The sequence below is a fragment of the Ralstonia mojiangensis genome, from assembly GCF_023955645.1.
GTDB lineage: Bacteria > Pseudomonadota > Gammaproteobacteria > Burkholderiales > Burkholderiaceae > Ralstonia > Ralstonia mojiangensis.
The window spans coordinates 414,029-432,191 of sequence record NZ_JAMXHU010000003.1 but is presented as its reverse complement, the minus strand read 5'-3'; the positions used below and the strand labels follow the sequence as shown (position 1 = coordinate 432,191).

The 18,163-nt window shown below is 63.4% G+C and carries 25 protein-coding genes; 9 read left to right on the top strand and 16 right to left on the bottom strand.

The window, feature by feature from the left end; all coding sequences use genetic code 11:
• The first annotated feature begins 9 nt into the window (after positions 1 to 9).
• Positions 10 to 537, top strand: coding sequence for an FKBP-type peptidyl-prolyl cis-trans isomerase (locus tag NG898_RS14155; RefSeq protein ID WP_092971515.1), 528 nt, complete (start codon positions 10 to 12; stop codon positions 535 to 537).
• Between the two features lie 49 nt (positions 538 to 586).
• On the opposite strand, the gene NG898_RS14150 is transcribed toward NG898_RS14155, so the two are convergent.
• The gene (locus tag NG898_RS14150; protein WP_252692880.1) at positions 587 to 1,663 is read right to left on the bottom strand and encodes a metallophosphoesterase family protein; all 1,077 of its coding nucleotides are present in this window, start codon (positions 1,661 to 1,663) and stop codon (positions 587 to 589) included.
• A 4-nt stretch (positions 1,664 to 1,667) separates the two neighbouring features.
• Positions 1,668 to 4,247, bottom strand: a complete 2,580-nt coding sequence (gene mutS / locus NG898_RS14145) for a DNA mismatch repair protein MutS (protein ID WP_252692879.1) — start codon at positions 4,245 to 4,247, stop codon at positions 1,668 to 1,670.
• A gap of 243 nt (positions 4,248 to 4,490) precedes the next feature.
• On the opposite strand from mutS, the gene NG898_RS14140 reads away from it, so the two are divergent.
• The gene (locus tag NG898_RS14140) at positions 4,491 to 5,780 is read left to right on the top strand and encodes a tyrosine-type recombinase/integrase (protein ID WP_252692877.1); all 1,290 of its coding nucleotides are present in this window, start codon (positions 4,491 to 4,493) and stop codon (positions 5,778 to 5,780) included.
• Here NG898_RS14140 and NG898_RS14135 read toward each other — a convergent pair.
• The 14 genes from NG898_RS14135 to NG898_RS14070 all read right to left on the bottom strand — a co-directional run bounded on the left by NG898_RS14135 (position 5,777) and on the right by NG898_RS14070 (position 13,819).
• Complete coding sequence (locus tag NG898_RS14135; RefSeq protein ID WP_252693444.1) at positions 5,777 to 5,995, bottom strand: helix-turn-helix transcriptional regulator; 219 nt, start codon at positions 5,993 to 5,995, stop codon at positions 5,777 to 5,779. The two genes, NG898_RS14140 and NG898_RS14135, sit on opposite strands and share 4 nt — an antisense overlap.
• Positions 5,996 to 6,091: 96 nt before the next feature.
• Entirely contained in the window at positions 6,092 to 6,745 is a 654-nt protein-coding gene (locus NG898_RS14130; RefSeq protein ID WP_252692875.1) for a hypothetical protein, read from the bottom strand.
• A gap of 16 nt (positions 6,746 to 6,761) precedes the next feature.
• Positions 6,762 to 7,559: a PRTRC system ThiF family protein gene (locus NG898_RS14125; RefSeq protein WP_252692873.1), complete on the bottom strand. Its 798-nt coding sequence runs from the start codon at positions 7,557 to 7,559 to the stop codon at positions 6,762 to 6,764.
• Positions 7,556 to 8,341, bottom strand: coding sequence for a PRTRC system protein A (locus NG898_RS14120; RefSeq protein ID WP_252692872.1), 786 nt, complete (start codon positions 8,339 to 8,341; stop codon positions 7,556 to 7,558). Before NG898_RS14120 ends, NG898_RS14125 begins: the two co-directional genes overlap by 4 nt.
• Position 8,342: 1 nt before the next feature.
• On the bottom strand, positions 8,343 to 9,068 hold the full coding sequence (locus tag NG898_RS14115) for a PRTRC system protein B (RefSeq protein ID WP_252692870.1): 726 nt from the start codon (positions 9,066 to 9,068) through the stop codon (positions 8,343 to 8,345).
• Positions 9,069 to 9,076: 8 nt separating this feature from the next.
• Positions 9,077 to 10,123 carry a PRTRC system protein F gene (locus NG898_RS14110; protein WP_252692868.1) on the bottom strand — a complete coding sequence of 349 codons (1,047 nt, stop codon included), beginning with the start codon at positions 10,121 to 10,123 and terminating at the stop codon, positions 9,077 to 9,079.
• The gene (locus NG898_RS14105) at positions 10,120 to 10,524 is read right to left on the bottom strand and encodes a PRTRC system protein C (protein WP_252692866.1); all 405 of its coding nucleotides are present in this window, start codon (positions 10,522 to 10,524) and stop codon (positions 10,120 to 10,122) included. The genes NG898_RS14110 and NG898_RS14105 overlap by 4 nt, the downstream gene beginning before the upstream one ends.
• A gap of 12 nt (positions 10,525 to 10,536) precedes the next feature.
• Positions 10,537 to 11,112: a PRTRC system protein E gene (locus tag NG898_RS14100; protein ID WP_252692865.1), complete on the bottom strand. Its 576-nt coding sequence runs from the start codon at positions 11,110 to 11,112 to the stop codon at positions 10,537 to 10,539.
• Between the two features lie 23 nt (positions 11,113 to 11,135).
• Entirely contained in the window at positions 11,136 to 11,375 is a 240-nt protein-coding gene (locus NG898_RS14095; protein WP_252692863.1) for a hypothetical protein, read from the bottom strand.
• Complete coding sequence (locus NG898_RS14090) at positions 11,372 to 11,923, bottom strand: deoxynucleotide monophosphate kinase family protein (RefSeq protein ID WP_252692861.1); 552 nt, start codon at positions 11,921 to 11,923, stop codon at positions 11,372 to 11,374. The genes NG898_RS14095 and NG898_RS14090 overlap by 4 nt, the downstream gene beginning before the upstream one ends.
• Positions 11,924 to 11,941: 18 nt before the next feature.
• The gene (locus NG898_RS14085; protein ID WP_252692859.1) at positions 11,942 to 12,157 is read right to left on the bottom strand and encodes a hypothetical protein; all 216 of its coding nucleotides are present in this window, start codon (positions 12,155 to 12,157) and stop codon (positions 11,942 to 11,944) included.
• A 146-nt stretch (positions 12,158 to 12,303) separates the two neighbouring features.
• The gene (locus tag NG898_RS14080) at positions 12,304 to 12,462 is read right to left on the bottom strand and encodes a hypothetical protein (protein ID WP_252692857.1); all 159 of its coding nucleotides are present in this window, start codon (positions 12,460 to 12,462) and stop codon (positions 12,304 to 12,306) included.
• A gap of 183 nt (positions 12,463 to 12,645) precedes the next feature.
• Entirely contained in the window at positions 12,646 to 13,080 is a 435-nt protein-coding gene (locus tag NG898_RS14075) for a hypothetical protein (protein ID WP_252692855.1), read from the bottom strand.
• A complete protein-coding gene (locus tag NG898_RS14070) occupies positions 13,064 to 13,819 on the bottom strand; it encodes a S24 family peptidase (RefSeq protein ID WP_252692853.1) in 756 nt (251 codons plus the stop codon). Before NG898_RS14070 ends, NG898_RS14075 begins: the two co-directional genes overlap by 17 nt.
• A 382-nt stretch (positions 13,820 to 14,201) precedes the next feature.
• Between NG898_RS14070 and NG898_RS14060 the strand changes: the two genes are divergently transcribed.
• From NG898_RS14060 to NG898_RS14030, 7 genes are all read left to right on the top strand, one after another.
• Complete coding sequence (locus NG898_RS14060) at positions 14,202 to 14,774, top strand: phage regulatory CII family protein (protein ID WP_252692851.1); 573 nt, start codon at positions 14,202 to 14,204, stop codon at positions 14,772 to 14,774.
• Positions 14,775 to 14,785: 11 nt separating this feature from the next.
• Positions 14,786 to 15,169 carry a hypothetical protein gene (locus NG898_RS14055; protein WP_252692849.1) on the top strand — a complete coding sequence of 128 codons (384 nt, stop codon included), beginning with the start codon at positions 14,786 to 14,788 and terminating at the stop codon, positions 15,167 to 15,169.
• A 167-nt stretch (positions 15,170 to 15,336) separates the two neighbouring features.
• Complete coding sequence (locus tag NG898_RS14050) at positions 15,337 to 15,576, top strand: hypothetical protein (protein ID WP_252692848.1); 240 nt, start codon at positions 15,337 to 15,339, stop codon at positions 15,574 to 15,576.
• 8 nt (positions 15,577 to 15,584) lie between these two features.
• On the top strand, positions 15,585 to 15,785 hold the full coding sequence (locus NG898_RS14045) for a hypothetical protein (protein WP_252692846.1): 201 nt from the start codon (positions 15,585 to 15,587) through the stop codon (positions 15,783 to 15,785).
• A 539-nt stretch (positions 15,786 to 16,324) separates the two neighbouring features.
• Positions 16,325 to 16,813 carry a hypothetical protein gene (locus NG898_RS14040; protein ID WP_252692845.1) on the top strand — a complete coding sequence of 163 codons (489 nt, stop codon included), beginning with the start codon at positions 16,325 to 16,327 and terminating at the stop codon, positions 16,811 to 16,813.
• Positions 16,814 to 17,110: 297 nt separating this feature from the next.
• A complete protein-coding gene (locus NG898_RS14035) occupies positions 17,111 to 17,533 on the top strand; it encodes a hypothetical protein (protein WP_252692843.1) in 423 nt (140 codons plus the stop codon).
• Positions 17,534 to 17,642: 109 nt separating this feature from the next.
• Entirely contained in the window at positions 17,643 to 18,080 is a 438-nt protein-coding gene (locus NG898_RS14030) for an HNH endonuclease (RefSeq protein ID WP_252692841.1), read from the top strand.
• The last annotated feature ends 83 nt before the right edge of the window (positions 18,081 to 18,163 follow it).

Sequence of the window (18,163 nt, the reverse complement as noted above, 5' to 3'; positions counted from 1 at the left end):
AGTGCGCAATTGAAAATCGCGAAGAATACGGTGGTGTCGGTGGCTTACAAACTGTCCGACGCGCAGGGCAACGTCATCGAGGAATCCGATGAGCCGATGGTGTATTTGCACGGCGGCTATGATGGCACGTTCCCCAAGATCGAGGAAGCGCTCGACGGCCAGGAGCAAGGCTTCGAGACAAAACTGCAGCTTGAGCCGGATGACGCCTTCGGTGACTATGATCAAGAACTGATCAAGATCGAGCCGCGTGATCGCTTTCCGGAGCCGCTCGAAGTTGGCATGCAGTTCGAAGGCGTGCCCGAAGATGGTGACGAGGAAGATGCCATCGTCTACACCGTCACCGACGTGGCGGAAGACAAGGTTGTGCTGGACGGCAATCACCCGCTGGCCGGCATGGCGCTGCGCTTCGAGCTGCGGGTCACCGAAGTTCGCGAAGCTACGGCTGAAGAAATCGAGCACGGCCACGTGCACGGTGAAAACGGCCTCGAAGTCGTGGACGAGGATGAAGACGACGACAAGCCGCACACGCTGCACTGATCCGGCAAGTCCATCGAGATGCGAGAACGGGAGCTTCGGCTCCCGTTTTTTATTGCACCGGCGCTGGCGTGATTTCCGGCGCCGGCGCGGGAGTGTTGTCGAGACGGCGGCGGCGGATATGGAACAGCGGTGTGCGGCCCGGCGTGACGGACACTTCCAGCCAGCGATCGAGCACTGGCGAACCATAAGTGCGTGCGCGCATGACGTGCGAGTCCGGGCGCCCGTCTTCGTCCTTGAGCGGGCGGTCGAGCATGAAGGTCTGGCTGGCGCCGTGGATGAGTAGGACGGCACCGTCGTAGTCGCGCGTGAGCGTTCGCAACTGGCGCTTGAGTGCCAGGTAACCGTCATGCGAGCGGCGACGCAGCAAGCCGTCGAGCAGGTTGGGCGCACGGCGCCGTTCCCACCCGTCTTCGAAAAGCGGATCGGCCTGCATCATGATGACCACGCCGGCCATCTTGCGTTGATGTGCAACGGCAAAGGCGCGCGCTAACCATTGGCGATTGGCTTCGAGGCGATCCTCGTATTCGCCGTTGCGCCCGCCCGCGATCTTGTAGTTGTTGTTGTCGCCGGGCACGTTGAGGGTGACGAACAGCACGTCGCTCATCGTCCAACGCGTGTTTTCGCGGTAGCTGCGGAACTTGGCCTGATCGGACTGGCGCATGACGGTCATGGTGCGCTGGCCGAGCGTGTTGTCGTCTGGATAGAACAGCTCGCGCAGGCGCAACAGGCGTTCCACCGGGTCGAAGCTGCCGGCGGCGGGGCGCTGGCAGTCGCTCCAGTCGTGGTCGCCGGGGATGTAGATGACCGGTGCGATCAGGCTGTCGAGCAGGTCATGACGTGCTTCGAGCAGCGTGTCGGAGCACGATTCATCGCGGCCCTTGAGGTTGCCCAGGTGGACGACAAAGGCCGGATGTTCAGCGTCGATGGCGTCCAGCAGCGCGCGCGCCGGAGCGACATCTTCGGCGCGCTCGGGCACATTACCGATCACCGTAAAGGTGAAGGCGGCAGGCGCGTCATTTGCGGGCTTTGCGGTCTTGGACGCCGCCAGCGCAGCCCCCGGCAGCAGCACCGCCAGTGCCAAGGCGATGCATGGAAGCATGCGGGTAGCTGCGCCGGGCCGGGTCATCGGGTCAGGCGGACGGGCTCGCCAGCGCCTTGAGGCGATACAACGCATCGAGCGCTTCACGCGGCGTCATGCCGTCGGGGTCGATCCCGGCGAGCGCATCCGTCAGCGCGCTGTCGGGCGCTTCGTCGTTGGCGTCGTCTTCGTCCTCAATGGGTGCTTCGGCGGCGAGTGCGAACAGGTCGAGCTGGGGCGTGGCGCCGGTGTCAGCGGAATGCTGCTCCAGCCAGGCGAGACGTTTGCGCGCGGCGCGAATGACGGGCTGCGGCACGCCGGCCAACTGCGCGACCTGCAGGCCGTAACTCTGGCTGGCCGGGCCCTCCTGCACGGCATGCAGGAAAACGATGCCGTCACCGTGTTCGACGGCGGAGAGGTGCACGTTGGCAGCCTGCATAAATTCTTGCGGCAGTTGCGTCAACTCGAAATAGTGCGTGGCGAACAGCGTGTGGCTGCGATTGTGCGACAGCAGGTGGCGCGCAATCGCCCAGGCGAGCGCCAAGCCATCGAACGTGCTCGTTCCGCGTCCGATTTCGTCCATCAGCACGAGGCTGTTGGGTGTGGCGCGGTGCAGGATGGCAGCGGCCTCGGTCATTTCAACCATGAAGGTGGAACGCCCGCCCGCCAGATCGTCGGCGGCGCCGATGCGCGTGAAGATGCGGTCGATCGGGCCGATGACGGCCGCTTCCGCCGGCACAAATGCGCCCACGTAGGCGAGCAGCACGACCAGCGCGGTCTGCCGCATGAAGGTCGATTTACCACCCATGTTCGGGCCGGTGATCAGCAGCAGCTTGCGCGCGTCCTGCAGCACGCAGTCGTTGGCGACGAACTGTTCGACTTGTTGTTCGACCACCGGATGGCGGGCGCGCGTCAGCTCAATGCCGGGTGCATCCGTCAGCATGGGACGCGACCACGACAGCGCATGCGCACGCTCGGCCAGCGTCGCGAGCACATCAGCCCGCGCCAGCGCGGCGGCAATGCGCTTGAACTCGGCCAGATGCGGCAGCAGCTTCTGCAGCAACTCTTCGTAGAGGACTTTCTCGCGCGACAGGGCACGGTCCTGCGCGGACAACGCTTTGTCTTCGAACGCCTTCAGCTCGGGCGTGATGTAGCGCTCGGCGTTCTTCAGCGTCTGGCGGCGGCGGTAATCGTCCGGCACCTTGGCGGCCTGGCCGTTGGTGACCTCAATGTAGAAGCCGTGTACGCGGTTGTATTCGACGCGCAGATTGGCGATGCCGGTGCGCTCGCGCTCGCGGGCTTCCAGATCGACGAGGAACTGCCCGCAGTTTTCCGAGATGTCGCGCAGCTCGTCGAGGTCGGCGTCGTAGCCGCGGGCGATGACGCCGCCGTCGCGCACCATCGCTGCCGGCTCTGCCATCACGGCGCTCTGGAGCAGGGCGTGCGCGTCTTCGGGCAGGGTGAGCGCGGCGTACAGCTCGGCTAGCAGCGGTGCCGCATCGCTTTGCGGCAGCTCTTCGCGAATTTCAGGCAGGCGCGCAAGCGTGTCGCGCAACGAAGACAGATCCCGCGGGCGTGCCGACAGCAGCGCCAGCCGCCCGGTAATGCGCTCCACATCGGACAGCGTGCGCAGCGTCGCACGCAACGTTTGCCAATCGCTGCCGAGCAGCACCTCGATCGCCTGCTGCCGTGCTTGCGGCACGGCACGATCCCGCAGCGGATGATGCAGCCAGTGGCGCAGCAGGCGGCTGCCCATGCTCGTGGCGCAAGTGTCGAGCAGCGAGAACAGCGTCGGCGATTCCTGCCCGCGCAGCGTCTCCGTCAGCTCCAGATTGCGGCGTGTGGCGGTGTCCAGGCCGATGAATTCGCTTTCATGCTCGACGGTCAGGCCGATCACGTGACGCAGCGATTGGCCTTGCGTGGCCGCTGCGTAATTCAGCAGCGCGCCAGCAGCCGCCAAGGCTGCCGTTAGCGTTTCCGCGCCAAAGGCGACGAGGCTCGCCACGCCGAGTTGTTCGCGCAGGCGGCGGGTGCCGGCTTCCACGTCGAAGTGCCAATCGGGCAGGCGCGTGCGGGCGACATCCACCTGGATGGTGTTGAGCGTCGCATCGTCGGCCAGCACTTCGGCGGGGCGGATGCGTTCGAGTTCGCGGTCGAGCTGGTCGGGGCTGCATTCCATCACGCGCAGTTCGCCGCCGACGAGGTTGAGCCACGCCAGACCCATCAGCGGTGCCGTGCCGCGTTTGCCAGGCAGGTGCGCGATGGCCAGCAGATGGTTGTTGACCTTGTCGGACAGCAGCGCGGCGTCCGTCAAGGTGCCCGGTGTGACGACGCGCACGACCTTGCGCTCGACCGGTCCCTTGGTCGTGGCGGGGTCACCAATCTGCTCGCAGATGGCAACCGATTCGCCCAGCTTGACCAGCTTGGCGAGGTATTGCTCGGCAGCGTGGAACGGGATGCCCGCCATGCGGATCGGGTGCCCATTGGAACTGCCGCGTGCGGTGAGCGTGATGTCGAGCAGGCGCGAGGCTTTTTCGGCGTCTTCAAAGAAGAGCTCGTAAAAGTCGCCCATGCGGTAGAAGACAAGCGTGTCCGGATGCCCCGATTTCAGCCGTAAATATTGCTGCATCATCGGGGTGTGCTTGCTTAAATCCTGCTCCGCAAAGTCTTGAGTTTTCTGGCTAACTGCCTGAGAACCCTTGCTGGACATGGGTTCTTGGGCGGTGCCCGAGTTTTCTTGGATAACGTCTACACTCATCTTCGCTCGCCTACACTTGGCGTTTCAGCGTAGCTTTTTCGCGTATCATGCCTCAATTCCTACGCCGTCCCTTCGGGGTGGTGTAGCGGCCAAACCTACGCTGAAGAAAGCTACGCCATGTATTTTGATGCACGTGCTGCCAAGGCCTTGAAACCCGGGCAGCATCTGACTCTCGACTCGCAGCCCGGGCTGCGCCTCGTCTGCAGCGCTACGCGGCGGACCTGGATCTACCGATACAAATCTCCCGTTGATGCGCGTATGCGCCAAGTGAAGATTGGCGAATGGCCGGCCATGTCTCCGGCAGCTGCGATCGTCGAATGGGAAAAGCTACGCCAGGCGCGCGATAGCGGCCGCGACATTGCAAACGAACGGCGCAATAGCCGCACAACGGCGCGGGCGGTCTCAAACGGCGAAATTGTACCGGACCACATTCCTTACACGGTTCGACGCATGTGTGACGACTATCTGGTTGGGCACGTCGAGCGCCACCGCGCGCTGAAGGGCGCAAAAGAAATTCGGAGGATGTTCGATACGATGCTCGAGCCGATTGCGCACATGCTGCCCGAGCAGGTAACTCGGTCGGTGGCATTTGATCTGATCAACTCGTACGCCCACATCCCAACGCAGGCAGGGAAGCTCCGTACTGAATTGGGCGCGGCCTGGACGTATGGCCATGATTCTGGGCGGCTCAGCGAGGGCGTGCCTAACTGGTGGCGTGAGGTGATGCGCGGTCGCCTTCGCAGCGTCGGCCGACGTATTCAGGGCAAGACGATGGGGACGGCGAAGCGCGTGCTCACAGATGTCGAGGTAGGCGAGCTTATCCGTTGGTTGCCCAATTTCCCGGCCTTGATCGACGACGTGTTGACCCTCTACCTCTGGACGTGTGCTCGCGGCGCCGAGATCGTCAGCATGGAAGCGGAGGAGGTTACAGAGGAGGCGGACGGGCTGTGGTGGACTGTGCCCCACGCCAAGACAAAAAACGTAAAGAACGAGGGTGCCACCGACCTGCGCGTACCACTGGTTGGTCGCGCAGAGGCGGTCGTGCGTAGACGCTTGGCGGTGGCGCGGAAGGGGTATCTTTTTCCGTCGCAGGCCACGGGTCACACAGAGCAAAAGGTGATCAGCCACGCAGTGTGGAATCGCATGTCCTACTGCAAGTCACACCCGCAGCGCCAGCGCGCAAGGCTCCCTGTCGAGTACTGGGCACCACACGATTTGCGGCGGACCGGGCGGACGATGCTGGCCGCTATGGGATGCCCGATGGAAGTCGGCGAATCAATTCTTGGGCATATGCTCCCGGGCGTCGAAGGTGTGTACAACCGGCACACCTACGACAGGGAGCGGCGAGAGTGGCTGCTGAAGCTTTCCGAGCACCTCGAGAAGTGCGCGGCCACGCCGAAACGCTAGACACGGCGGCCGGTGTTCTTTGGGGGTAGCAAGTCCGAGATTGGACGGCCTTCGGCCCACTCTTCCACCTCCCGTAGGAGCCAACCGACCCGACGCGCTGAGATTTTGCGAGGTTTGGGGAACGCATCTTCGCGGACGAGCTGCTGCACACTGGTTTCTGAAAGCGAGACAGCAGCAGCAACTGACTGCAGATCCAGGTAAATAATTGGCTTCATTTTTCGTGCGGTGCGAGCTCCGGAGCTTTGCGTTGCATTCTTTTGGGTGGGGATATGCAGTTGTACGAACGACATCAAGAATGGATTGCTGCGCTACTAATGGGGCTCGCCGGCGGCATAGGGATCGCGACCACTTGGCATTTCGATCCTCGCAAAGATTTCTGGGACGTGGCTTCGGCTGCGGGCACTGTCGGGGCCACTCTCACTGCTCTCGGCATTGCACTGGCAGGCAATTGGCGTCGGCAACGGGAGCAGCGCGAGGCAGCCAAATTGGTCGCCGCTCGGATTGGTGTCGCCGTGGAACACTCCGCCGTCTATGTTGGAGTCGCGCTGAATTGGCTTCTGCGCCTTGAAGAGGGCGGGCCGTTCTTGCTCCGCACCTTCCACGGCTTCCGTGCAAATGTTGAGCGGGCGCAGGTGGCTCATGGTGAGAGTGACTTCCTTGCGCTGGTTCCTCTTCCTAACCAATGCGCGCATCGCCTCGCTCAGGCGGCATCTTTGTTGAACGCCCTGTTGCGGCACGTGGATTCGGCAGTGGAAATCTTTGACGACGGGCGGATAGATCACGCCTACTTCGGCGATGCCCGTGCAAGCTTCATTCGCGCTTGGCGACAATCGCTTGAGCAGAGTGGTGGACTGCTGCAAGCTGGACTTCGCGAATGCGTTGAGGCTGCCCTCAACGGTCCACCGCAGCCCCGCGAAGGGGATATTGCCTGAGCGAATGTGGAAAGCGCTGTCTGGTATGTTCATGAGTTTTTTCCGTGAGCTAATTCTGATTCGGTACGCGAATCGATCTCATGGAGCCAGTTGCTAGATTGACAAATGCTCCATGCCAAGTAAGCCGTCCATGCCTAAAAAACTCCCATAAGATGGCCAGCGCCGGCGTGACGATGGATTGATTGACGAACAGCTCCTGCCGCGCAAGCGCTTCGGCCAGGCCGCACGAAGGCGTGTCGTCCTCCGGCTCACTGGTGTCGACGAGCTCGGGCAGCATGGCGTACGGGTAGGGCAGCGGCACGCTGCCCACGGGGTTGAAGCGGGCGTTGTGTACCTCGTTGCCTTCTTCGTCTTCGATAACAGTGATCGGCGTTTGACCGAACACCACCTGACCATCGCTGGCGCGGTTGCCGAGATCCAGCACGTAGGTATTCAGCCGATTCGTGAGGCCCCCATCGATGGACTTGCGAGCGGCCTTGCTGTCAACGCACACAATGAAAATGGCCGGCCGTGCCGCTGGATAGGCGTCGTGCTTGCGTTCGAACTTGCGTGGGTGCGCACGCCAGTCCAGCCCGAAGAAGTGGTTGATGCGCTGGGTGTGCACGCATGCCTTGAATTGACCGACGTCGGCCGGGCTGAACAGCTGCCGCCCGATATTCGCCTCGCTAACCGTGTCAGGGTCGAAAACCTCCACGTCGAGGCCCGGGTGGCCCAGCGCACGAATGGCGTGGTCGAGTCGGGCAAGACCGGTCAGCATTTGCGACCCGTTGCCTCCGCAGCCGATCAGCACAATGTGCACGCACTCAGACAGCATGCGTGCCGGCGTGATGTGGACCGCGTTCTTCATGCGCCATCCCCGATGACTGCGGCAACGGGCACGTTTAGCGGCAGGAACATGCCGAGCGCGCACAGGCGGAATTGAATGGACGGGGTTTTGCCGTCGGCCAAGTTCCCCACCACGCAGGAGATCTTGACCTCGCCAGCGTCATCCTCGTTGTCGGTCGGGCTGAAGAATGCGGCTTCATGGCCGTGGCTGTGTAAGTCGAGAACTAGAGATTCGTGCGGCGCAAGAGCGGGGCGCTCGTAGGAAATGGCGCCGGGGGAGGTCTTGGTAATACTCAGATCGCGGTACCGCAGGTCGCCGGTGGCGCTGTCCCAGATCACCCAGGCAGCATGCTCGTTCGGTGCCGCCTCGCTTGCAGCCTTGATGAAGTTGCGCACGAGCTGGAAAGTTGCGCCGAGACGATCGAATACCAGCTTTACGGTGGGCTTTACCGTGCCATACGGCGGACGCACGGTCTGGCCATTGAGCGGCGCCACCGGCTGGATGAGGTGCAGCCACGGGCGGCGCACTTCGACGAACAGGCCTTCTGCCGTTGCCAGGAAACGGTGGCCAACCTCCTGCAGCTCTTGGAACGCGGCGAATCTCGGCACGGCCACCGTCGGTGCGCTGTCCCACAGCTTGGAGTCGAGCTCGTATTTCTCGTCGGCCTGGTCAGCGGCGATCGGGTTGCGCAGCGCCTTGGCGACCTTGTCAGCGGCGGCTTTCGCGAAATCGTCCAGCGCGCCAGCGATGAGCTTGAGGCCTTCCTGAGACGAGGCGTGGAATTGTTGGATGATGGCTTGCATGTCAGGCTCCGGAGGAAATGCGCGTGATGGCCTGCTCCAGCGTTTCCTTTTGCGGCAGCAGGGCGGTTTTCGGGAATTCGGTAATTTCGGGGTGATCGAGCAGGTGCGCCCATAGCGCGCGGCCTCCGCCCTTGTAGCCCGTGATGCGCGCGTGGTTCGGGTGGGTGAAGCGGCTACGGAAGAAGGCTGCCTCGTACGTGGGCATTGCATCCGGCGTCGGCTTGTCTGGCAGCGACACGTTGCCCGTGCAGATTTCGCCGGTTTTCCAAACGTTGAAGTAAGGCGCGACGCGCAGGGCTGTGCGCGGTTCGGGGCGCTCGCTTTTGTCTAGGGCGAACACGTACCAGTGCAGCTCGCGCACGATGAATACGAGCGCCGGGTGCGCGGTCACGCCATGACGCTGGCCGATCGGCGCGTCGGACTGGAACCACGTGGTGCGGGTCGCTGCCGGGCACCACCAGGCCAGGGTGTGGGGCGCGACGTACAGCAGGCGCGAATCGACAAAGCCGCGATACGCAGTCTGTGCCTGCGCTGCTTCGACAAACCGGCTAAGTTCGGCCAGTTCGAGCGCGCGCCCGGGCAGTAGATGCGGGCCGGTGGGCAGCAGCTCGACGTCGTGGACGGTCGCGTACACCGTGCTATCGGGCGAGGCGCCGTCGTAGAGCATCACGGCGTGGCGCAGCTTGAGCTCGCCGGTGTTGCCGGTCGCAATGGTGACTTGGCTCATGGGTGCCCTCACTGCACGCGGATCTGCTGGCGCAGCGGATTCTGCGTGGCCAGCAGGTCGAGGAGGTTTTCGACGCGGCGCGCGAGCCCGCCGTTGGCCCGCATTTTCTGCAGCCAGTGGGCGGCGTCGTGGCTGTCGAGCGGGAAGATCTTGACCGTCGCGGCGTCCGTGTATTCGGCCTGGGACACCTGTTGAATGAAATCGTCGGCCAGCCGGATCGTCAGGTCATTCGGGTGCCATTGCAGGACGACAGTCCAGCAAATGGAGTCACTGTCGGCGTCAAGCGTCCCGCAGTCGGCGTAGCCGCCCGCGGCATTAGTTGCGCAGGCGTGCTGCCAAATCGCGTCGACGGCGGCAATGACCTGCTCGGCCAGGCGGTCCTTGCGCGCGGCGAGGCGCACTTGCCGATCAGTCAGAACCCGCTCGGGGTGCACGGCCCATTCCGGCACGTGCTCGAAGAAGTCTAGGCGCGTAGGGCCTTCGTACGCTTCCTCGGCTTGCTCGCGCGTCTCGAATTTCCCTTCCGCGAAGAGCCACTCGATGGCCTCGTCTTCGTCGTCGCATCCGTGCCAGTGGACCCAGCTTGCCTGATAGAACGACTCTCGCGGCGTGAGCACGTTGGGCAGGAAGCGCAGCGCGTCATACAGCACGGCCAGCACGGTTTGCCCTAGGCCGTTGCGCACGGCCTCGAGGCGCTCGAATGCGGCCCCGATGAAGAGTTGCGGCACGGCGAGCGGGTGATCTTCCTCGGCGCCGATGAACAGCCATAGGTGTTCTGGCGGCTCGGGCCGCGTGCTCCAGCTGCTGAAGGTCGACCGCACGTGCAGGTTCCAAACGAGCAGCCGTGCGCCGGCCGTAACGTCGTTCCAGTGGCGCTGCAGCGTGCGCTTGAGCAAGGCGGCCGGGCTCGCTGGCTTCGGCTGTGCGTCCTGCAGCGTCAGGGCGCCGCCGTCCAGCAGAGCGAGCAGCGCGGGCGTGTGCCACGCTTCATCGCGGTTTTTGTAAGCAAAGCGGGTCGGCACGCCGTCCAGGCGTGGGAGGGCGAGAGCGCTCATGCCAGCACCTGCAGCGACGTGGAGGTCGGTATCAGCGCCGCATTGCGCGTGCGGCCGTGTGAGCTGCGGTAACGCTGCGTCGTCTCGCGGAGAATCTTTGCCGCAGGCTGATTCAGGTGGCTGCTGGCGATGAGGTTGTCGCGCGGCGTGCTGCAGAGCGTACCGTTCGTAATCTTCTCGCGTAGGGCAGCCAGATCGTTGCCCTTTGTACCGACGGCGCGGCGGAACGAATACACCTGCTGTTCGCCTTCGATGGCCGGGCCGTCGATTTCGGCGTTCAGAATTTCTGGGTAGGTGTTGGCGTAGAAGTCGCGCACCTGCTCCAGCGTGAAATTCGGCGACGGGTCGGCCAGGCGCACGCCGTTGTAGCGGAATTCCCGGGTCAGTCGGTTGGTCTGCATGTGGCGCTCCTGTCAGATCGGGAGGTCGAGGCCGGTGTGGCGCGGGTCGGTGCTGGCCGGTTCGGCCGCTGGTGCATCGCCGGTACCCGAGGTATCGGCGCCATCAGAATCGACGAGCGACATTTGGCGCGGGTCGACGGCAGGCGGCTCTCGGTCGCTGCCGTCCGTCGTCTCGGAGGCAGGGGCCTCGGTGCCCCCTGTGCCCGCATTCTTGGCAGCCTCTGCGGCTGCCTTCTCTGCGTTGGTTGGCCGGCCGGGACCGCGCTTCGGCGGCGTGTCTGCGGTTTGAGCTTTCTTGGTTGCCGCCTTCGGCGCCTCGAGTGCAGGCGTTCCCTTTTTGCTGTTGGCATTCGCAGCGGCGCGGGCCTGGTCGAGCAACGGTAGCGCGCTCGGCTCGAAAATCTGCACGGCCTCGGCAAAGCCTTCGTCGATTTCCTGGGGCGTACCCACGAGCACCAACGGGTGCACACCCGGGCCGTTCTTGCTGGTGCTGGTGGCGTTGACGGTCACGCGGAGGTTGTCGCCTTCGGAAGCGACGGAAATGAGCAGCGACGCAGCGCGCGCCAGCTGGTGGAGTTCGGCAAACATGGGTTCTCCTAGACAGTTCAGATTCAGGCTGCAGCACGCAGGCCGGGACGCGCATTCGCTGCGTTGATCGCGGCCATGCGCAGCGGTGCACGTTGTTGGAGCGCGGATTGCAGGCGCTGGTAAAGCGCCAATTCCGCGAGGCTGCCGGCCGGGGCACGAGAGTTGGCGTAGTCATCCTCTGCAACTGCGGCGGCGCGCCAGATGGCGAGTTCGGCCTCAAGCGCGGAGACGCGCTGCTCGAGGAAAGTGGTGCTGGCGCTCATGCCTGCACCTGCGCGAAATGCTGGTCTTCGACAAGGCGGTCGAGCTCGTCGAACAAGTCTTCGGGGCGGCGGTCGTTTCGAATTTCCCAATCGCCAACGCAAACCGCAATCCCCAGCTCGCTGCTGTGCTCGACAACGCGGCGGGCAGCGTTGCGGCGAAGGTGAACAATCACGCCACGGTGCTTGCGGATCATTGAGGCTTCGTTTTCCTCGCGCACGTCAGAGATCACAAGGGCGCGCCCGAGCGTGACGTGTTCGGCCAGCACCTTGTCTTCGGCCAGGCGTACCCAAATCTCGGAATGGACAAGGCGCCGGCCCCACTCGGTACCCAACGACTGCATGAGTTGACGTGGTGACTTTTCGATGCCCGGCAGAATCTCCTCTTTCCGGCCGTGTTCGAAATCCTTCGGCTCCAGCGGCAGCGCTGCCAGCAACATCGCGCGGATTGGGTCGGCAAACGCAATCTGCCGGAACCCATGGGCGGCGCGCAGATAGCCTGCGGCCGTGTCTTTGCCAACGCCGGCGTTGCCGGCAAGTCCGATCAGCATGTCGGTGCTCCAGGTGGGTCAGTCGAGGTCGTTGGCCTGCAGCTTTTTCAGGTCAACGGCGGGGGGAAAACGGGGGCGTGGGGCTTTGTGATGCGCCCTGCGATGCGCGCGCAGCGACCGTGCGAGCTGTCGCCGAATGGCCGGTATGCCGACCTGCTCCTCGGCGCGGCCGCTGCCCTGCACGCGTACGAATTCGGCGATCAGATCGGCACGAGAAAAGCGCACGCGGCTCATAGCGGGCCGGTGATTTCCGGTGCTAGGGCGCCCGCAAAGCCAAACAACACCAGGAGCAGGGCCAAAGCCAGTGCGGGGCGTTCAGCGAGCGGGCCGTGGGCGAGACGGGTGATAAGCGGCCGGGCGGAGTTATGTCGCATAGCGCTTCACGCCTGACGTTGCGCAATCGGGCGCACCGGCTGTTCAGCTGCGGCTGCACGATCGAAATACAGTGCGAGGGAGTGAACGACGATTACGAAGACGACGGCCACGGCGTAGATCAGGACGCCTTTGGCGGTTGCGCTGAGGCGCGGGCGGGTTCGCATGGTTTGCTCCGGCTGTGTGTTGACAGGGCAATTACACCAAACGGTGTTGTATGTGTCAACACCAAATGGTGAATTTCAGGGCGCAGTGGTGACAGCGAATTAAGACCGACGGAAAAAAAGCCCGCCGGAGCGGGCTTTGTGCGTGGCTACCTAACGAAGAAGGCGGCCCCTGCGTTCGATTGTCTAGCTGTCCACCCAGTGGAAGAGAGGCGAATCCCCTTGGAGGTGCCGCAAGACTTTGCCGGAGGGTTGCAGAAGCAAAACGTACGGTTGCTCACCTGTGTAGCCGCCGTAACTGTTCTTTGCGTTGATGCCCACCACGATTGCGTATCCCGCCCAGCCGATCCCGCCACCATGGATAAGACCGTTGTTCATATAAGCCCTACGAGGGCTGCCGAATCTGTATCTGGCTGATTCCGGATCTTTAAGGACGGTCGCGAAATACTCCTTGATGTAGTCCTCGTAATACGCTGCTTTCGGAGGCGATCCATACCAGTAGGTCGGTCCTGGCGCCTCGAACGAAGAAGCGCACGCTGCGAGCACAGGTGCGGCAGCCAACATCAATAGGAAGTGCCGGCGATTAGACGGCATGCCATCCCCCTCAAAGTCGGTTGTCATTCCAGATCGCCCGGCCGGCGATCATCGTGCGGTCATCCGGTGGTAGGAGCTTGTCGGGGTGGGCGGTCTTGTCAGGGTTGTCGCTGCGCATGATCCACGCCTGGCCGCCAATGGCAGGGTGGTAATCGCGGATTAAGCGCTTGAGCACCAAGCCACCCTCGGGCGTGCAGATGGCGTACACCTTCCCGTCTTTCGGTTCCTTGTCCGCCGTGTTGATCAGCACCACGCAGCCGTCCTGAATAAGCGGCGCCATGCTATTGCCTGACGCATAAATGATTCGGGCCGTTTTCTCGGTAACTCCGAAATCCTTGAGGCTGGATCGCTTAAAGGCTAAGCCGCCCTTCACGACGACGTGGTCGACAAAGCGACCCATCCCACAGGCAGCCGCAATATCAAGTTGGGGCACAAGGGCGAAGTCGGCGTCCGACGGTGTCGGCTCTTCCTCGAGTGCCGGTGGTGATATCGCGGCATCTTCCGCATCAAGCCATAGCGGAGCCCGCGTTGCGTCCCAAGCTTTCTCTATTGCGCGAGCGACCTTTTCGCCAAAGGACTTTCGACCGGCGAGCATGTCATTGATTTGACTGGCCGGTTTTCCCATTCGCTTTGAGACCTGGGCAAGCCCGTACTCGCTGACGAGTCGCTCCAGATTCTTGCGTCGCGTTGTGGCTACTTCACTCATCCGGCCATTACAGCATGCGTAAACCAATTGGTGAATTCCCCATAAGGTGTTGCCAAACATTCACCGTTCGGTGTATGTTTCGGTGAATGGACAAGCTCAAGAACTTTCTGAGGTCGATCCCCGCAGTGGAGCGACAAGCCTTCGCTGCCCGTTGTGGGACTACGTGGGCCTTCCTTCGAAACGTGATGTATGGCCAGCGCACGCCGAACGAAAAGCTATGCGTGGCCATTGAAAGAGAGAGTCGCCGGAAAGTTACTCGGCTCGACCTCCGCCCGGATGACTGGCACTTGATCTGGCCGGAGTTAAGCGGTCCCACGTCGCTACGAAGCATTTCCGAAGACATGCGGGGTGCTGCCTCCGCGTAGTAGCCACTTCCATTCGTTTCTCCGTCTGTAACCGATCTGCGGGCATCTGCCTGCGGAGGGCAACGTTTTGTCTTGATGTGCTGGATCGTAAGCGTGCGCACCTCAAAACAAAACGGTCGAATTTCTGGAGGTTTACCGTGACCCTTTTGTATTCCGATGTAAGCGAGCACGAGGCGCTGTATAACGCGGCGCGAAAGTATCCCCGAGGGATCGAAGGACTGGCCGATGCATTGTCGGCGCGTCTGAACAAGCGCATTTCCCCGAACGTTCTCCGGAACAAGCTGCGCCCAGGCATCGATACACACCACGTCACGCTCGAGGATTTCTCGATGGTGCTCGAGCTTTGCGAGGAGGCACGCGTGGACGCAGCAATGCAGCCCCTCGACGCACTTTGCTGGAGGCACGGCCGGGTGGCAGTGGAAATCCCCGAGGCTGATCCGCAAGACCCCAACCCGGCGCGCACCGTCTGCCAAGTCATGGCGAAGATCGGCAACGTTGCAGAGACGGTCGCGCGCGCTGCAGAGGATGGCGTCATCACAGAGGCCGAGCTCGAAGTGATCGAGGGCGATTTCTTTCGTGCACAGGCAGCGCTGGCAAGCTGGCATGCAGCGATTCGCGCGCAGGCCGAGGCGCAGTCGAGCAAGCGCTAAGGAGAGGGCGGATGGCAACCACCAAATCGACCCTGGCGGCCCAAGCGCGCAAAGAGCGCCACGTGCGCAAGAAAATCGAGTCGCACCTCGAAGGGAACCCCGGCGAGCGATTCAGCGAAACGCAGATCGGCCGTCGGTTCGGCCTCACTGGCGGCGCCGTAAAGCGTGTCATGGCTTGGCTGATGGCGCATAACCCGCGCATCGTCACGTGCGGCGGCTGTATCCGCCACTACCAGGCACTACACATCAGCGGGCCACGTCGACGCGGCGACGGTGATCTGCGTGGGTACACCGACAAGCTATTCAGTGCGGCTGAGCTGAGCATGTCGCTGCGCGGTGCGCGCTGGCGTCTCGATCGACCTGCCGGCTGGCGACCGGGGCAAGCCACTGCATGACGCAACGGCAGGCTGGCGCAAACACACAGGGACTGCGGTTCGGCCCCGAGTTCAACTGCTGCAAACCGGCCCGTGTGGCTGCTGGCCTTCCATGCGACAGGCCCACGCAGCAGTGCTGCGCGTGGCACCACATCCGCCTAGTGGTGCGCCACCGAGGCGAGTCCCCCTTGATTCAGTTCGCAGAGCACTTGCTGACCAAATGTCAGTGGTCCCTTGGCGAGGTGTTCTTTTCCTTCAATGCGGCCGGCGAGTCTTCCTCGCTGGCCGTGGTGTGCGCCAGGCAATGGCGCGCCATACCGACGGCGGCCGATCGTGCCGCGTATCGCAACCAGATCAACGTCGCAACGTCGCCGGAATTTCTCGCGACGTTCGACGTGCTTTGTGAGGCCGTGACCGGCCTGAAGTGAGGTTTTCTATGGATTACGCAATCGTGCCGCGGCAAACGCTGATCGACGAGGCGGTGGCGGCATTCGAGGCCGGCAAAGGCATTGATTCGTGCCCGTACATGGCGGGTTCGCATCATGCGCGAGCTTGGTGTGCTGGATTCCGTATGGCGCTGGGTGTGCTGGGTTTCCGCCAGACGCGGGCATTCATGCGCGAGCGGGGGTGGGTATGAGCGCGGGCTTCCTCACGAGTAACGCCGAGTGGCAAGCGCTGCGCGCAGTGGACCACCTAGCGCGCGATCTCTACCTGGCACTGCGCCGCTGCATGGATTTTCGTACGGGCATCGTTGGTGGCCCGCACAAGGCCATTTCGTGGCAGGCCCTGCGCGAAGACTGCGAGGTGCCAGGCCGACCTGGTGTGCGCCATTTTCGACCGACTGAACAGGCCTTGCGGCGCCGCGTCGAGCAGCTCGAGAAATGCGGCCTAGTTCGGCGCATCAGCGTTGGGCTGTGTCTTCAATTTCGCATGCTGATGGCGAAGACGGATTCGTGTGTCCAGAAAAAAGCCGGAGGGGGCGCGAGAGGGGAAAAAAAGCCGAAGCAGCCCAATACTGACGCGGCTGAGCGGCGGTTATCCACATCGCGAAGTTCGCGAAAAGCCGACACACATCCGAACCCCGGTAAAACCTCTAATCCTTCCTCACCTTCCTTTTCCAATTCGGCGGAGGAGGACGAGCGAGAAATCGCCCCACGCCCTCCGGTCGATGCAGTGATGCATGAGGGCGACGCGATGCACACGCACCAGCCCTCAGAGCAACGCGAGCGCGACGCCGATGCGGCAGGGGATGGCCCTGCGGGCCAGCTTGCAGAGGGTCAACATGACGCGGAGCCAGCGTGGTCGCCGGTGCTGGCGTGGCCGCGCCGCATTCCGTTGCATGAGCGAGCGGCCGTGGCACACCAGCTTTCCGTGCTTCCCCATGGCGTGCGCCAGCGCGTGCTCGACGAGTGGGACGGTGCGATGGATACCGGGCAGATCGTGCGCCCGTGGTTGTTCTTCGAGAGCGTTGTCGGCCGGGCGAGCAGACCTGGCTGGCTGCCTGAGCACGCCGACCGAGTGGCCGAGCGTCGCAAGCAGGCGAGTGCGGTGGCATCGCTGGTGGAGCGGCAACGTGAAGGGCCGGTAGCAGCGAGCGCGGCTCCGGTCGGTTCGCTGGCGGTCGAGCGCCTGCGGAAGCTGGTCAAACCGCGAGTCACGCGATGACGCCAGAGCAAGCATTCGCCGAGGCAGTTGAGCAGATGCCGCGTCGCGCGTCCGGCACCGACGCCTGGAGTTCGCGCGCGGTGTTCTGGGCCGCCGTCCGCGCGGGCGCAGCGACGCTTGCTCAGCCGTGGGCCGACGTTCACGACCGATGGGCGCAGCTTTGGGCTGTCGCGTCGGAGGAGCACTTGCCGCCCATCCCTGGAGCCGCGCACATCGGTGCGCCGCCTTCGCTGGCAGCAGCTGAGCGCGGGCTCAGCGAGATCAAATCCATGGTTGGCCTTAACAGGGGGAAAGGGCATGTACACCGCTAATCCGGCACCGCCGCGTGCATCCGCGTTGCAGGGCTACCCTTACGACGCGCTCGACGATCTGCTCTACGACTGGTTCTTGTGGGAATGCACGTACAACGCAACGCGCGGTTTCTCGTCAGTCGACAAGACTTGCGCCGCATCCGGTAGCTCACGGCAATGGGAGAGCACCGACGCCATCCTCGAAGACAGCGTCTGTGCATGGCAGATGAAGCAGCTCGACGCCTGCGTTGACGAGCTGTCCGGCGATCACCAGCTCGCCATCCGCGTGCAGATGCGGAACCGTCGCGGCCCGGAGGTGTGGCGCAACCCGCGTGCACCGGTCCGCCAACACGAGGTGTACGCGCAGGCGAAGGCTGCGCTGCGTCCGATCCTTCATCGGCGCGGTGTCGAAGTTGAGGTCGAGTGTTGACATCCTCAAATCGCAAGCCTATATTCCGCCCCGTGGGACGACGCACGTCCCTACCAAACGCAAAGCCCGACCCTCAACCGGTCGGGCTTTTTTCATTTCTGCGCCCACCATGCCAGCACGCCCATCCTCAATCTGCCGGCAAGCCGGCTGCGGTGTGACGATTTCGCAGCCGGGCTACTGCGACAAGCATCGGCGCCCAGCAGGTGGTTGGCGTGCCGATAGTGAGCGAGGCTCCCGGCACGCCCGAGGTTACGGTGCCGAGTGGGATCGCATCCGGGTGCGCATCCTCGCGCGGGCCGGCGGCCTGTGCGAGTGCGACGAGTGTACGTCGCTGGGTCGCGTGCGCCTCGCTACCGAAGTCGACCACCGAGTGCCGAAGGCGCAGGGCGGTACCGACGACGAAGAGAATCTGCGTGCGATCAACGTCGACTGCCACAAGGCGAAGACACTGCGCGAGCGGCGCAAGCCGAAGCCCAAGAACACATCCAGTGCGCCGACTGCCCGATGGGTCGCCGGTGCCTTCCTGCTGCCGCGATCGCGGCGCTGAGCGCGGCGGCGCACGGTTGGTGGGCCGCCGCCGAGGGGTGGGGGTGTCGGAATTCTGGGGGCCGGGGTGCCCGGGAGCGTCCG